Origin of the sequence: Sporosarcina limicola (assembly GCF_014873855.1) — a bacterium.
Lineage (GTDB): Bacteria > Bacillota > Bacilli > Bacillales_A > Planococcaceae > Sporosarcina > Sporosarcina limicola.
This window is the reverse complement of record NZ_JADBEL010000001.1, coordinates 132,287-146,178: the sequence shown is the minus strand read 5'-3', so window position 1 is coordinate 146,178 and position 13,892 is coordinate 132,287. Positions and strand designations below refer to the sequence as shown.

Here is a 13,892-nt window from a genome sequence, read left to right as displayed (position 1 = left end):
TTGAATTTAAGTTTTACACTTTTGTTGATTCTACATATGCTTGTTTGACGCGTTTGTTTCAACTATTCAAGTATAAATGGGCCGATGATCTTTCGTTCAACTTATATAGCCAATTCACATTCGTTGATAATAAGAGAAATGCTTCTCATTTTCTGGTAAAATAAAATAAATGAAAAAAATGAAACCTGTCGACACCTACGAACGTATAGAAGAGACAGCCGCATAGAGCGGAGGATGAAACTCATTGGATAATCTGGTCAATAAACGAATAAATGAAGTATTGAAGGGTAACCAGGATGCATTCGAAGAAATTGTAACTTTATTTCAGCATCGCTTGTACCAAGTGTGTTACAGGATGCTTAGCAACACACAAGAGGCAGAAGATATCGCTCAGGAAGCATTTGTACGTGCCTATATCAATATCCATACATTCGATCAAAAGCGGAAGTTTTCAACGTGGCTGTTTCGGATTGCGACGAACTTATGTATCGATCGAATTCGTAAAAAGAAACCCGATTATTATCTCGACGCGGAAGTGCCGGGTACAGAAGGTCTGAACATGTACTCACAAATTGCCGCACCCGGTGAGTTACCGGAAGAGGAAGTCGAAAGAATGGAATTGCAGGAACGGATACAATATGAAATCGGTAGACTTCCGGATCGATACCGTACTGTCATTATTCTTCGGTATATTGAGGAATTACCGTTACAAGAAATCGGCGATATTTTAGAATTGCCACTGGGAACTGTGAAAACCCGAGTCCATCGTGGACGGGAAGCACTTCGGAAACAAATGGGTAAGATGTAGGAGGGAATTAGTATGAATACGTGTCCGGAACAAATTGTTCACTATATGCACGCGTATTTAGACGGGGAGATAAGTCGTGCTGAAGAGCGTGAGTTAAAAGAACATCTTGATAACTGCACGGAGTGTAAGGAAATCATGAATAGCTTAAGTGAATCTATCACATTACTAGGAAGTGTTGCGCAAGTAAAGGCCCCAGAGAGTTTTGTTGGTGGTGTTATGGCACGCCTTCCAAAAGAAAAATCTCGGGCAGGTGCTCATCGCTGGCTACGTAGTCACCCGTTTCTGGCTGCAGCAGCAATGTTTTTCGTTTTAATGAGCGCGACGCTCTTTTCTAGCTATGGCAATGATCAGCAGTTTTCAGTGACGAAACAACCAAATCTGATTATTGATGGCCAAACGGTACTCGTGCCAAAAGGTGAAATAGTGAAAGGTGATATTGTTGTTGAAAATGGAGAACTCCGGATTGAAGGGGAAGTGGATGGAAATGTAACTGTCATCCGCGGATCTAAATACATGGCTTCAACAGCAGTAGTGACAGGTGAAAGCGAGGAGATTGACAAATTGTTCGACTGGCTTTGGTATAAAATGAAAAATACGGCCAAAGATATATTTTCTTCTTCAAAAGAAGACGGACAAGATGAAGATTGATTGTAGAGCGATCGGTGTATACCGCCATGAGTGGTCATTGGTCGCTTTTTGTTATCTTTCGAGGAGCATAGTCGCATACTGATATGATATACTGTATGCATAAGAATTTGTGTATGAAGGTAGGCGAAGCACATGCCCAAGTGGGAACATTTAATTGATTTTAGTCCAGTCGCAGCACTTGTGAATATAGTGGATGTGCTTCTTGTCTGGTTTGTTTTTTATAAACTTATTACGATTATTAAAGGAACAAAAGCAGTTCAATTATTAAAAGGGATATTCGTTCTTATCGTTGCTCGTATCCTAACAGATCTATTCGGCCTAAATACGCTCCGATGGATGATGGACCAAGTTCTCCCAGTAGGATTCCTGGCTATCATTATCATTTTCCAACCTGAACTGCGACGCGCACTAGAACAACTAGGTAGGGGAAGGTTATTCGCGCGAACGATGATGCAGGAAGAAGAAGAGAGGAATCGGCTCATGGAAGCGATCACGAAATCGGTTAGTTATATGGCGAAGCGACGGATTGGTGCGCTTATTTCAATTGAGAAAGAAACAGGTCTTAGTGAATATATTGAAACCGGTACGGGAATGGACTCCTACATTACATCTGAGCTTCTTATCAATATATTCATTCCGAATACCCCGCTGCATGATGGTGCGGTCATTATCCAGAAGAACAGAATTGCAGCGGCAGGGTGTTATTTACCATTGTCGGAGAGTCCCTTCATTTCAAAAGAGCTTGGTACTCGGCATAGGGCAGCGCTTGGAATTAGTGAAGTGACAGATGCGATTACGATTATTGTGTCGGAAGAGACCGGAGCGGTAAGTGTTACGGTGGATGGCGATATTAATCGCAATCTAGACATGGAGGAATTCGAAGCGAAAGTGCGTAGGGTTTGGTTTGGTTCAACAGTCGGGCCGACGAATACCTCCATCTGGAAATGGAGGAGGAGAAAGAATGGATAAACTGATGGATGGCCCATGGTTTCTTCGTTTCACGGCCTTATTTCTGGCAATTGTTCTTTTTTTCTCTGTGAAAGCAGGAGAGGAAAACACAAATGGCAAAGCTATTGGAGATTCATTAGACATCATCCATGATGTTCCAGTCACGGTGTATTATGATAATGAGAACCTTGTTGTGACGGGAGTACCTGAAACGGTCAATATGACAATCGATGGGCCAACAAACCTCGTCCAGACGACGAAACTTTTGAAAGACTTCACGCTACGAGTGGATTTGAGTAGCTTACCGTTGGGTCAGCATTCTGTTCGTATCCAACATGAAAACATATCTGATAAGTTGCAAGTGCGAATTGAACCGGCAATCATTAATGTCGTCATAGAGGAAAAAATTACGCAATCATTCCGAGTAGATCCAGAATTGAATGAACGGTTGCTTGCTACAGATTTCAATGTTGTAAAAATGGATGTTGTTCCGTTGACTATCGAAGTGACCGGTGCGAAAAGTGTCATTGATTCAATCAGTTTCGTGAAGGCTTCTGTAACGGGTGAACAAGGGATTGATAAATCATTTGAACAGCAAGCAAGAGTTCGTGTGCTAGATCGGGATTTGACCAAGCTGGATGTGACAATCGTTCCTGAACAGGTAAACGTACAAGTTGAAATTGCTGAATACAATAAAGAAGTGCCAATCGTTCTCAAACCACGGGGAGTTCCCGTCGAGGGTGTTACTGTCGCTGCTGTTACAACTGAAGAGAAAATAATCAACTTGTCTGGGTCACGTAAAGCATTAGATCAGATTAAGGAATTCAGTGTCGATGTAGATGTGTCTAAAATAAATGGGCAAGAAACGTTGGATATCGAGTTGAAGCGGCCTAAAGGAGTTTCAAGGATGTCCCTGGATAAACTCAGAGTTAAAGTGGATGCAACAGTTACAGAACTTGACGCTAGAGCGATTAAACCAGATGAACCAGTTGAACCAGTTGAACCAGTTGAACCAGTTGAGGCGAAAAAAATTACGACGAAGGAATTTAAAGATGTCAATGTTACGATAAAGGGACTTGATGCAAAGTTCAAGAGCTCGTTCAGTAAACCGATAGATGGTTTGGTTGTATTAACTGTCACAGCCGAGCAGGACATAATTGATATGTTAGAGAAATCGGATATCACTGTATACGTCGACGCGTCAGGGGTGACTGATGAAGGAGAACTAATTCTTCCTGTATCAGTAGAAGGCCCCCTAGGTGTCCAATGGAAGCTTTCGATTGGGGAAGTGACAATGCAAATTGAGCTTGCCTGAGGATTTGACTGAAGGTACAGGATTGAAAGGGAGAATAGAAATGACAAAGTATTTTGGGACCGATGGTGTCCGTGGAGTTGCAAATAAGGAATTGACACCAGAGCTTGCTTTTAAACTAGGTAGGATTGGTGGCCATGTGTTAGCAAAAGAATCGCAAGGGAAGTCGCAAGTGCTCGTTGGGCGGGATACACGTATCTCAGGCCATATGCTTGAAAGTGCCCTTATAGCAGGTCTCTTATCGACTGGAGTTGAAGTGATGACGCTTGGGGTTATCAGTACGCCAGCCGTCGCTTACTTAACTCGGGTTATGAATGCGCAAGCAGGCGTGATGATTTCGGCTTCGCACAACCCTGTCGAAGATAATGGCATCAAATTTTTTGGTGGAGATGGTTATAAACTTACAGATGAGCAGGAAGAGGAAATTGAGCAACTGCTAAATGATAAGGAAGATACGTTACCACGCCCGACTGGAGCGGCCGTTGGTTCTGTTACGGAATATTTTGAGGGTGGTCAAAAGTATATCCAGTACTTAAAACAGACAGTAGACGAAGAGTTTACAGGCATTCATGTTGTACTCGATTGTGCACATGGCGCAACTTCGACGTCGGCAACACATGTGTTCGCTGATCTCGATGCGGACCTATCGACTATGGGAGCATCGCCAAATGGCTTGAATATCAATGAAGGTGTAGGTTCCACTCATCCTGAAGAACTGAGTAAACTTGTTATTGAAAAAGGCGCTCATATCGGGTTAGCATTTGATGGGGACGGCGATCGACTCATCGCAGTAGATGAAAACGGAAAAGTTGTAGATGGTGATCAGATTATGTACATCATCGGCAGACATCTCCACTCAGAAGGACGTTTGAAATCTGGTACTATCGTATCCACGATTATGAGTAATCTAGGTTTTTATAAAGCACTATCGGAACACGGCATGAAAAGCATTCCGACTGCAGTTGGAGACCGATACGTCGTTGAAGAGATGAGGAAAGGCAATTACAATCTGGGTGGCGAGCAATCGGGGCATATTATCTTCCTGGATTACAATACAACAGGTGATGGCCTTTTAACAGGACTACAGCTTGTGAATATTATGAAACTCACAGGGCGGAAGCTTTCCGATCTGGCAGGAGAAATGAAAGTCTATCCTCAGGAACTTGTCAATGTCCGTGTGACGGATAAGACTGCAGTGACCGAAAATGCATCTGTAGCGGAAGTAATCGCAGAAGTTGAAAAGGAATTGGCTAGCAATGGTCGCGTACTTGTCCGACCGTCAGGCACAGAGTCACTTGTCCGCGTTATGGTAGAAGCTCCAAACCAAGAGGATTGTGCACGTTACGTTGAACGGATTGCTGATGTTGTACGAGAGAAAATGGGGACAGAATAAAGGATTGAGTTATGGACTGGAAACGCCTTAATGAGTGGTGTTTCCAGTTTTATTATACTCTCTCTTTTAATTCACACTAAATTTTTCATATCTATATAAATTGAAAGAAAGATTGTCGATTCATTGTACTCGAATAGTTGAAATAAACGCGTCAAACAAGCATGTGTAGAATCAATAAAGGTGTAAAAAGTAAATCCAACATATCTAGAATGGTTGCAACGTAACGTAATTTTACAGTGGGGAGGGGGAGATGGGAGTGGACCAAAGGAACTATCAGAAGATGCTGTTCGATCGAATTGAAATGGCTTTTTCGGAATGGCAGGATAGGGAGTCTATAGCAGAAAGTGAACTTTATCGTTTTCTACATACATTGAAAAGGATGTCGGGTACGATTGGAATGGATTCACTAGCTAAATTTTGTTCCTCACAGCTCGCCATGTTGTCAGTCGACAACATGAATAGGATTCCAGTACATACACTTAATAATTTCAAAAGTAGGATTCATCGTATTATTGAAAATGTGGATGTATTGAAAGATAGTGACTCCTTGGACATGTCTATTAACCACTTAGATGACGAGACGACGGTGCTAATCATTGACGATAATTTGGAGTTCGTTTCCTATATAAAAGAATTACTGGAGAAAATGGGAGCGCAAGTTATTATCGCTTTGAATGGCAAGCGTGGCACGGAAAAATTTTATTCGCTACGTCCTAACTTTGTGCTGATTGATTTATATTTACCAGATATGACGGGGTTCGAAGTTCTTGATAGAATAGCAGAAACAGCTAGAGCTAGGCATGTGATTGTAGCGATTATAGGTGTCGAAGCATCGCGAGTAAACAAGATTACGGCATATGAAAGAGGAGCCATGGATTTCCTAACTAAACCTCTTGATACTGAAGTTTTTATCTCTTACCTATTTAACCGCAATGAAATGAGGAAAATAATTGGGAAATCTGTTGTCACGGATGGTCTTACTGGGGTAGGGAATCGACGGTATTTTGATGAGAAGGTGAACTACTTTGCGGAACTATCCACTAGATCGTCGGACGGTTTTTCACTCATCATGTTAGATATTGATCATTTCAAGAAAATAAACGATTTATACGGTCATCCGGCCGGAGATGATGTGCTTAGAAAATTGGGCGAAGTGATGATGGAGGAGAAAAGAGAAACAGACCATGCATTCAGATATGGGGGCGAAGAATTTGCTTTCTTATTGCCTGGAGCAACAGTGGAAGAATCTGTAGTCTTTATTGACAGAGTCCGTACAAGGTTTAACGCGGTCGTTTTTCAACAGGGAGATTATCAGTTCTCTGTCACATTTTCGGTAGGTATTGCATCCTATAAGGATGGTGTGGAGAAACTAATTTCTTCCGCAGATCAGGCCCTTTATGAAGCTAAACGTAGTGGACGGGACAGAACTGTTGTCTATAATATAGAAACGCCCTTAATGAGGCGAAAGTTACACCTTATAATCGTCGATGATGATATGCTGATTCGTACAATGCTTTTTGAGACACTATCGGAATGGTCGTTACCGGATATTGACATCACCGTACATGCTTTTCCAGATGGACCCTCTTTTCTTGAATCAAACTGGTTTTGCCCTGAAGAGTATTATATCGTCCTCCTAGACGGAATCATGCCGAAAATGGATGGACTAGAAGTGCTAGAACGTTTGAAACGTGAAAAAGATGAAAAAAATGTCTTAGTATCCATGATGACCGCTCGTACAGGAGACTACGATATTAAAGCGGCACTATGGCTTGGAGCGGATGACTACATAATGAAACCATTTCAGCTGAAAGACATATTATTTCGCGTCCAGCAGTTGATGACTAGGATTTTATAAAATAGACATGGATTGTAGGAAAGGCACCTTCCGATTCTGTTTTTTGATAGTGTGGATGTAGAAATGAAAAAGGTAATCTGCTAAACAGTGGGGTAGACACTGACTAGCAGATTACCTTTTTTTGATTAACCGAAGCGGCCGTTGATGTAATCGTCTGTCCGTTGATCGGAGGGGGAGCCGAACAACATGGAAGTCCGATTGCATTCGACAATTTCTCCGTTCAAGAAAAAGGCGGTTCGGTCTGAAATTCGGGCGGCTTGTTGCATATTATGTGTGACGATGGCAATGGTGACGTCGTTTTTGATGGAACTGATTAGTTCTTCAACTTTATGTGTCGATGCTGGATCGAGTGCAGATGTTGGTTCATCCATAAGAATTACTTCCGGGTCGATGGCGAGACAACGAGCAATGCATAACCGCTGTTGCTGACCACCAGAAAGCCCGTAGGCACTTTTATGAAGCCTATCTTTCACTTCATCCCATAAAGCGGCTTTTCGTAAGCTATCTTCGACAATCGTGTCAAGCATTGCTTTGTTACGGATGCCGTGGATTTTAGGTCCGAATGCTACATTCTCATAAATCGATTTCGGGAATGGATTCGGTTTTTGGAACACCATGCCCACTTTTGAACGCAGCAGTTCAACGGGCATTGCTTTATCGAGAATATTATTGCCCATAAATGTGATGTGGCCGGAAATGGTGACTTCCCCTGCAATTTCGACCATTCGATTTAACGTTTTTAGATAGGTTGATTTTCCGCAGCCGGAAGGACCGATGATAGCGGTCACCTCTTTGTCATTAATGGTAAGGTCAATGTTTTTTAATGCATGGGATGTTCCGTACCAGACGTTCAATCCATTCGTTTCATAGACAGGTTTTTTCCAGTTGGCATTTTTCATCACGCGGAATTGAAGGTCTTCTTTACGGTCTATTGTTAAAGTCATTTATATCCTCCTATCGATTACAGGTCTACTTCTAACTCTATACTTCTTATCCTACTGACGAATTGTTGAGGGAGTATGAAGGGGATGTAAAGGTTTTGTAAATGAAAAAGGTGTAAGGTATTAATTGTAGCAATACCTGCACGAAAGTTTAGAATATAGATAGAGACAGGGGGAATTGGGATGAAGACAGTCTGGTATAACGGCAAACTGTATACGATGGTGCAGGAAGGTGCCCAAGTTGAAGCATTACTTACGGAGAATGGAAAAATAATAGCGGCGGGATCCTATGAAAAATTGAAAAGCCTGGCGGATGATGAGGTTGATCTTCATGGGACAATTCTTTACCCAGGGTTTATCGACAGTCATATGCATATGATTGGGCACGGTGAAAAATTGCTTAGCCTTGATTTATCGAAGGCATCTTCTGCTGATGAAATGATGGACATGTTGCTCGCGGCACATAAAGGGTTGGGGCAGGACGAGTGGTTCATTGGAGAAGGGTGGAATGAAAACAACTTCCCGGATAAAAAGATTCTTACGCGCCAGGAACTGGATAGGGTGACGGACTCGCCAATGGTGCTGAAACGGACATGTAGACATGCGGCGCTTGCGAATTCGAAGGCACTAGCGTTAGCGGGCATTACGAAAGATACACCTGATCCGATAGATGGTGTCATTGTGCGGGATGAAAATGGAGAACCGACGGGCTTTCTGTTGGAAGGTGCGCAGGAAATCGTAAAAGCCTTGATTCCGGAACCAACAGAAGAATCGTTGACGCGTGCGTTGCAGAAGTCGGTTGATGATTTGTTGTCACTTGGATTGACAGGAGCAGTGACGGATGATCTTGGCTATTATGGGGACTATTATAATCCGCTTCAGGCATTCAAAAATGTCATCGGTGGGGAGAAAAAATTTCGTGCACATTTACTTCGGCGGTCCCCTGTATTCGAACAATTGATGGAAGACCAAGCTGTTTATGATGAACCATGGATTGAGCCGGGCGCGATGAAATTTTTTATCGACGGGGCGCTTGGTGGAAAGACTGCATTATTGAGTAAACCGTACGCAGATACACCAGAAACGTCAGGTATGGCAGTCCATACGGATGATGAAATTGATGCGTTAGTAGCACTTGCACGGAAACATGGAGAAGCGATTGCGGTCCATATTATTGGGGATGCGGCAGCTGAAAAGGCGCTCGACGCAATCGAAAAACATCCAGTACCAAAAGGGAAACGGGATCGGCTTATCCATGTCAATGTACTGCGTGATGATCTCGTTGAACGGATGGAAAAGTTGCCGGTTATTCTTGATTTGCAACCTGTTTTTGTGTCATCGGATTTCCCTTGGGTGATGGACCGTTTAGGGGCAGGTCGATTGGATTGGGCTTATGCGTGGAAGAGTTTGCTCGACCGTGGATTCATTTGCGGCGGCGGATCGGATGCGCCGATTGAAGATGTTGACCCACTACTGGGCATCTATGCGGCGGTAACTAGACGTAAGCCGGGTGAAACACATGAAGGTTATTTGCCACATGAAAAATTGAGCCGCTTCGAAGCAGTTGGCCTATTTACCACTGGGAGTGCTGCGACAATTGGGAAAGCGGATGTGCGTGGCAAGCTTTCAGTTGGATTTGATGCTGATTTTACTGTGCTCGATAAGGATTTATTCCAAGTGGAGGATGAAGAAATGCTGGATGCAAAAGTTGTGATGACGGTCGTTGCGGGAGACGTGATGTATCGTGGGTGAGCGGGGAGCGACTGATTGCGCTGGTTAAGCGACCAATTAAGAAATCAAGCGACTGATTGTGCTGGCGAAGCGACCAATTAAGTAAACAAGCGACTGATTGCGCTGGTTAAGCGACCAATTAAGAAATCAAGCGACTGATTGTGCTGGCGAAGCGACCAATTAAGCAAACAAGTGACTGATTGTGCTGGCTAAGCGACCGATAAAGCAATAGAGCGACTGATTAAGCGCCTCTATGCACCACTATGATAAGATTAAATTAGCAAGTAAGAAGGGGATTGATGGGTGAATGACGAACAGTTGGCACGAACGATTTTTAGCAGAAGAGTATGTATATGGAAAAGAGCCGAACGGATTTCTCGTGGAGGCGGCGCAAGATTTGTCAACAGGTAAAGTACTTTGCATCGCGGAAGGAGAAGGACGCAACTCGGTTTACCTGGCATCACTTGGCAACGAAGTGACCGCTTGGGATTTCGCACAAGCTGGGCTGGACAAAACAAAGCGTCTAGCCGATGAAAAAGGCGTTGTCGTAAAAACTGAACTCCATGATCTCGCGGATGTCATATGGGAAGAAGAGCAGTGGGATGCCATTATTCACATTTTCGGCCATTTCCCCATAGACATTCTAAATCGGACCCTAACGGGCATCAAAAAAGCGCTGAAACCAGGTGGCTTCTATATAAGTGAACTCTATACGAAAGAGCAATCCCGATACCGAACGGGTGGGCCGCGCGAGGTAGCGATGCTCATTGATCCAAAGGAGTTGCTTGGCCATTTTGACGGCTACTTTGTGAAACATTTCCATGTCAGCGAAGTGAATCGCGAAGAGGGACAGCTTCATACAGGAACGGCACATGTCGTTCAAAGCAAATTTCAAAAGAGGGAGGGGAAATAAGAATGGACGGACGTAATCGCGTAGATGTAAAACCGGGATCGAAAGTGGCTGTCATCCTAAAGAAAGACCAGCGTTCAGGCATTAAGACGGAGGGGGTCGTCAAGGATTTATTGACAAACTCAAGCTTCCATCCGCATGGCATTAAAGTACGTCTTGAAGACGGACAAGTTGGACGGGTGTGCGATATACTGTAAAGAAAAAATAGATCCTGTAGGGGTCTATTTTTTTGTTTAGCTCCAGATAGGTAGACGTTGCTAACCTATTCATCTGATTGTTGCGACCTTTTGGAAACATTATCCTGAGGTGTGGGTCATAAATGTAAGGCATCATGAATGGAAGTGAGTAGATGAAGTACGCGCTGAAAGTAACAGGTATTCTATTTGGTATACTTGCAGGAATTGTACTCGTTCTAATTCTGACATTAGATTATTTCTTTTTTAGTATGTACAGACTGCCAGAGGGTGAATTCATAACAGAAGCGGTATCGCCGGATGGACATTATACGGTTCGGGCATCTGTGTCGTACGGCAATGCGACGGTGGCGAATGCAGTTCGAGGTGAATTAATCGACCATAAGAAGAACGACAAAGAGAAAAATATTTTTTGGCAATACAGGGAACAGGAAGCAGAAATCAGCTGGACAAGCGACCATACCGTGACCATCAATGGCATCGAGCTTGATGTTCGGAAAGATGTGTATGATTATCGCAAAAAATAATCGCTCTTAAAGGGAGGGAATTGAAATGACATGGATAAAGAAGTTGGGGATGGAATACCCAATGATTCAGGCGCCGATGGCAGGAGTGACAACACCTGAATTTGTGGCGGCATCGGCGGAAGTGGGTTTGCTTGGATCGATTGGTGCGGGCTATTTGTCAGCAGAGGAGACTAGAGATTTCATTCGCAAGGTGAGAGGGTTAACGGATAAACCGTTTGCAGTGAATTTGTTTGTTCCGGAAAATAGTGAGCTGAACCAGGAGCAATTGCGGGAAGCCTATGAGGGGCTTCAACTAATTGGTGAAAAATTTGGCATGCCTTTTTGGAAGGTGGATTTGTCGAAATCTGAATTTGATGAGCAAATTCAAGTAGTGATTGAAGAAGGTGTGAAAGTTTGTTCATTCACATTTGGACTTCCGGATGACAAAGCGGTGCGGTTGCTGAAAGACAATGGTGTATTCCTTATCGGTACGGCGACAACCGTGGAAGAGGCAGTTCTTGTGGAACAAGCGGGAATGGATGCGATTGTTGTGCAAGGAAGCGAAGCGGGCGGTCATCGAGGATCGTTTTTAGGGGAGTTGAAATTCATCCCACTGAATGAGTTACTCGTTGATGTGGGCGCAACGGTTCGACTTCCGATTATAGCAGCGGGCGGCATTGCGAATAAAGCCCATATGGATGGGGCCCTTAAAGCGGGTGCCGAAGCTGTCCAAATTGGAACTGTACTTCTCGCTACGGATGAAAGCGGCGCACACTCCCTCTATAAAAAGGCAGTCCTAAATGCCGAAGAAGGAAGTACCGTTTTCACGACTGCTTTTTCAGGGAAAACGGCACGTGGCATCCGAAACCGTTTCATGGATGAAATGAAAACAGCACCGATGGCACCCTATCCGTATCAGAATGACTTGACGAAAAAGCTCCGTGCAGAGGCGGCGAAACAAGGGAAACCTGAGTATATGTCGCTATGGGCGGGTGAAAGTGTCCATTTGACGGAGGCTGGAACTGTGAGAGAGATTATGGGATGGTTTATTTAACTTTCGAGCGTACGGATATGATGAAGATAACCAGCAGATGCTTGATAGCTGGTGGGATTCGAATCATCCGGATGATGTCGTCACTCAGTCCTTCCGTTGCTATACGGTAGAAGAGATCAGTCAGTTATGCTAACAAGCCAAATTGCAGATTGTCGCCATTTTCCCAGGTGGTGCGATGGATTATGAGAAGTGGTTTTATTATTCAAAGACCTCACTTCATCAATGCTTATCTCATCGGATCAAAGTAATTCGCTTAACTTCCGAATCGGAATAACCAACTATAGGTCACTATACGAAAAAAGACATGCCATGAGCAATAAGGGCATGGCTTTTTCATGCGTAAAATAAACTTTTTGCAATGTCGATGATAGATACATTGGTTTTTACAAAACCTTTACGATTTGCACATACCCGCTTTACATTTGTCCCTTATAGTCGTAGTTGAGAGAGGAAATCTCTCGCAAAGACAAAAGAACCTATCATGGGGAGGAATCGTCAAATGAAACTCAATAAATTTCTTTTATTCATGGTAATCGCTGCCCTAGCCGTATTTGCAGCAGCGTGTGGAGCAGAATCAAAAGATGCAGACAAAGCGAACCCTGAAGAAACAAAAAGCAATGAAAGTGACAAAACAGTAGAGAAATTAGAAGGCAGCGTCGTCATTGATGGATCGGGTACGGTATATCCTCTAATGGCGCGACTTGCGGAAGAATATATGTTGAATGAACAAGAGAATGTTTCTGTAGAAGTGAGCCGTGCAGGAACGAGCGCAGGATTCAAGAAGTTCCTAGTGGAAAATGGTACAGACTTTAACGATGCTTCCCGTCAAATCAAAGACGAAGAGGCGGCAGAGGCAGACAAACATGGAATTGAAGTGAAAGAATTGAAAGTGGCGTTGGATGGACTGACTTTCGTTATTAATAAAGACAATGATTGGGCCAGTGAAATGACGCCAGAACAGCTAATCAGCATCTTCAAAGCAGATGGTGGAGTGACAAAATGGTCAGACATCAATCCAGATTGGCCAGCTGAAGAAATCAAACCGATGGGGCCAAATGAAAATCACGGAACTTACGAATTCTTTTATGAAAAAATCCTTGATAAACAAGATTTAGTAAGCAATGTGAACCTTCAACAAGACTATTCAACACTCGTTAATCTAGTGTCAGAAGATAAGAATGGAATCGCATTTTTCGGCTATGGTTATTTTGTCAATAACGAAGATAAGTTACAAGCAGTAGGCGTTGATTTTGGAAACGGGGTAATTGAACCAGCACTCGATACGATTGCGGAAGACGGTGCCTATGCTGACTTCACTCGACCAGTATTCACTTACTTGAATATCAACAAAGCGAAAGAGAATCCGCAAGTTCTGGACTACGCAACTTACGTGATGAACAACATCAATAAGTTCGCTGGTGAAACAGGTTTCGCACCGATTCCGGAAACGGAAGTTAATGAAAGTATCGAATTCTTGAATGGTCTTAAAAAATAAAACCCTGAAAAGGTGGGGGCTTTCAATAAGCTCCCACCTTATTAGTGCTTATAAGAGCTGGAAGGAGTGCGCCACACCGTGTCCATAAATAGTG

At 43.4% G+C, this 13,892-nt stretch carries 13 protein-coding genes; 12 read left to right on the top strand and 1 reads right to left on the bottom strand.

Annotation, left to right across the window (positions count from 1 at the left end):
* Positions 1-244 precede the first annotated feature (244 nt).
* The 6 genes from sigW (at position 245) to H4683_RS00710 (ending at position 6,967) form a co-directional block, all read left to right on the top strand.
* On the top strand, positions 245-808 hold the full coding sequence (gene sigW / locus H4683_RS00735; protein ID WP_192596910.1) for an RNA polymerase sigma factor SigW: 564 nt from the start codon (positions 245-247) through the stop codon (positions 806-808).
* Positions 809-820: 12 nt separating this feature from the next.
* Positions 821-1,456, top strand: coding sequence for an anti-sigma factor family protein (locus H4683_RS00730; RefSeq protein WP_192596909.1), 636 nt, complete (start codon positions 821-823; stop codon positions 1,454-1,456).
* 132 nt (positions 1,457-1,588) lie between these two features.
* Positions 1,589-2,425, top strand: a complete 837-nt coding sequence (gene cdaA / locus H4683_RS00725) for a diadenylate cyclase CdaA (RefSeq protein ID WP_192596908.1) — start codon at positions 1,589-1,591, stop codon at positions 2,423-2,425.
* Positions 2,418-3,719: a CdaR family protein gene (locus H4683_RS00720; protein ID WP_192596907.1), complete on the top strand. Its 1,302-nt coding sequence runs from the start codon at positions 2,418-2,420 to the stop codon at positions 3,717-3,719. Before cdaA ends, H4683_RS00720 begins: the two co-directional genes overlap by 8 nt.
* 40 nt (positions 3,720-3,759) lie before the next feature.
* Entirely contained in the window at positions 3,760-5,109 is a 1,350-nt protein-coding gene (gene glmM / locus H4683_RS00715) for a phosphoglucosamine mutase (protein ID WP_192596906.1), read from the top strand.
* Between the two features lie 256 nt (positions 5,110-5,365).
* Positions 5,366-6,967 carry a diguanylate cyclase gene (locus H4683_RS00710; RefSeq protein WP_192596905.1) on the top strand — a complete coding sequence of 534 codons (1,602 nt, stop codon included), beginning with the start codon at positions 5,366-5,368 and terminating at the stop codon, positions 6,965-6,967.
* Between the two features lie 125 nt (positions 6,968-7,092).
* Here H4683_RS00710 and pstB read toward each other — a convergent pair whose 3' ends face one another.
* Positions 7,093-7,911: a phosphate ABC transporter ATP-binding protein PstB gene (gene pstB / locus H4683_RS00705; protein WP_192596904.1), complete on the bottom strand. Its 819-nt coding sequence runs from the start codon at positions 7,909-7,911 to the stop codon at positions 7,093-7,095.
* Between the two features lie 180 nt (positions 7,912-8,091).
* Between pstB and H4683_RS00700 the strand changes: the two genes are divergently transcribed.
* The 6 genes from H4683_RS00700 (at position 8,092) to H4683_RS00675 (ending at position 13,798) form a co-directional block, all read left to right on the top strand.
* Entirely contained in the window at positions 8,092-9,660 is a 1,569-nt protein-coding gene (locus tag H4683_RS00700) for an amidohydrolase (protein WP_192596903.1), read from the top strand.
* Between the two features lie 286 nt (positions 9,661-9,946).
* Positions 9,947-10,552, top strand: a complete 606-nt coding sequence (locus H4683_RS00695) for a class I SAM-dependent methyltransferase (RefSeq protein ID WP_192596902.1) — start codon at positions 9,947-9,949, stop codon at positions 10,550-10,552.
* A 2-nt stretch (positions 10,553-10,554) separates the two neighbouring features.
* The gene (locus tag H4683_RS00690; protein ID WP_192596901.1) at positions 10,555-10,746 is read left to right on the top strand and encodes a YwbE family protein; all 192 of its coding nucleotides are present in this window, start codon (positions 10,555-10,557) and stop codon (positions 10,744-10,746) included.
* A 152-nt stretch (positions 10,747-10,898) separates the two neighbouring features.
* Entirely contained in the window at positions 10,899-11,270 is a 372-nt protein-coding gene (locus H4683_RS00685; protein ID WP_192596900.1) for a DUF5412 family protein, read from the top strand.
* A gap of 25 nt (positions 11,271-11,295) precedes the next feature.
* Positions 11,296-12,303, top strand: coding sequence for an NAD(P)H-dependent flavin oxidoreductase (locus H4683_RS00680; protein WP_192596899.1), 1,008 nt, complete (start codon positions 11,296-11,298; stop codon positions 12,301-12,303).
* Between the two features lie 499 nt (positions 12,304-12,802).
* Positions 12,803-13,798: a PstS family phosphate ABC transporter substrate-binding protein gene (locus H4683_RS00675; RefSeq protein ID WP_192596898.1), complete on the top strand. Its 996-nt coding sequence runs from the start codon at positions 12,803-12,805 to the stop codon at positions 13,796-13,798.
* Positions 13,799-13,892: the final 94 nt, after the last annotated feature.

What these genes read in the sequence shown, in the direction of transcription:
- glmM (WP_192596906.1), top strand. Translation starts at nt 3,760, where the DNA reads ATGACAAAGTATTTTGGGACCGATGGTGTCCGTGGAGTTGCAAATAAG.
- H4683_RS00680 (WP_192596899.1), top strand. Translation starts at nt 11,296, where the DNA reads ATGACATGGATAAAGAAGTTGGGGATGGAATACCCAATGATTCAGGCG.
- H4683_RS00690 (WP_192596901.1), top strand. Translation starts at nt 10,555, where the DNA reads ATGGACGGACGTAATCGCGTAGATGTAAAACCGGGATCGAAAGTGGCT.
- H4683_RS00695 (WP_192596902.1), top strand. Translation starts at nt 9,947, where the DNA reads ATGACGAACAGTTGGCACGAACGATTTTTAGCAGAAGAGTATGTATAT.
- H4683_RS00720 (WP_192596907.1), top strand. Translation starts at nt 2,418, where the DNA reads ATGGATAAACTGATGGATGGCCCATGGTTTCTTCGTTTCACGGCCTTA.
- H4683_RS00730 (WP_192596909.1), top strand. Translation starts at nt 821, where the DNA reads ATGAATACGTGTCCGGAACAAATTGTTCACTATATGCACGCGTATTTA.
- cdaA (WP_192596908.1), top strand. Translation starts at nt 1,589, where the DNA reads ATGCCCAAGTGGGAACATTTAATTGATTTTAGTCCAGTCGCAGCACTT.
- H4683_RS00700 (WP_192596903.1), top strand. Translation starts at nt 8,092, where the DNA reads ATGAAGACAGTCTGGTATAACGGCAAACTGTATACGATGGTGCAGGAA.
- H4683_RS00675 (WP_192596898.1), top strand. Translation starts at nt 12,803, where the DNA reads ATGAAACTCAATAAATTTCTTTTATTCATGGTAATCGCTGCCCTAGCC.
- H4683_RS00685 (WP_192596900.1), top strand. Translation starts at nt 10,899, where the DNA reads ATGAAGTACGCGCTGAAAGTAACAGGTATTCTATTTGGTATACTTGCA.
- pstB (WP_192596904.1), bottom strand. Translation starts at nt 7,911, where the DNA reads ATGACTTTAACAATAGACCGTAAAGAAGACCTTCAATTCCGCGTGATG.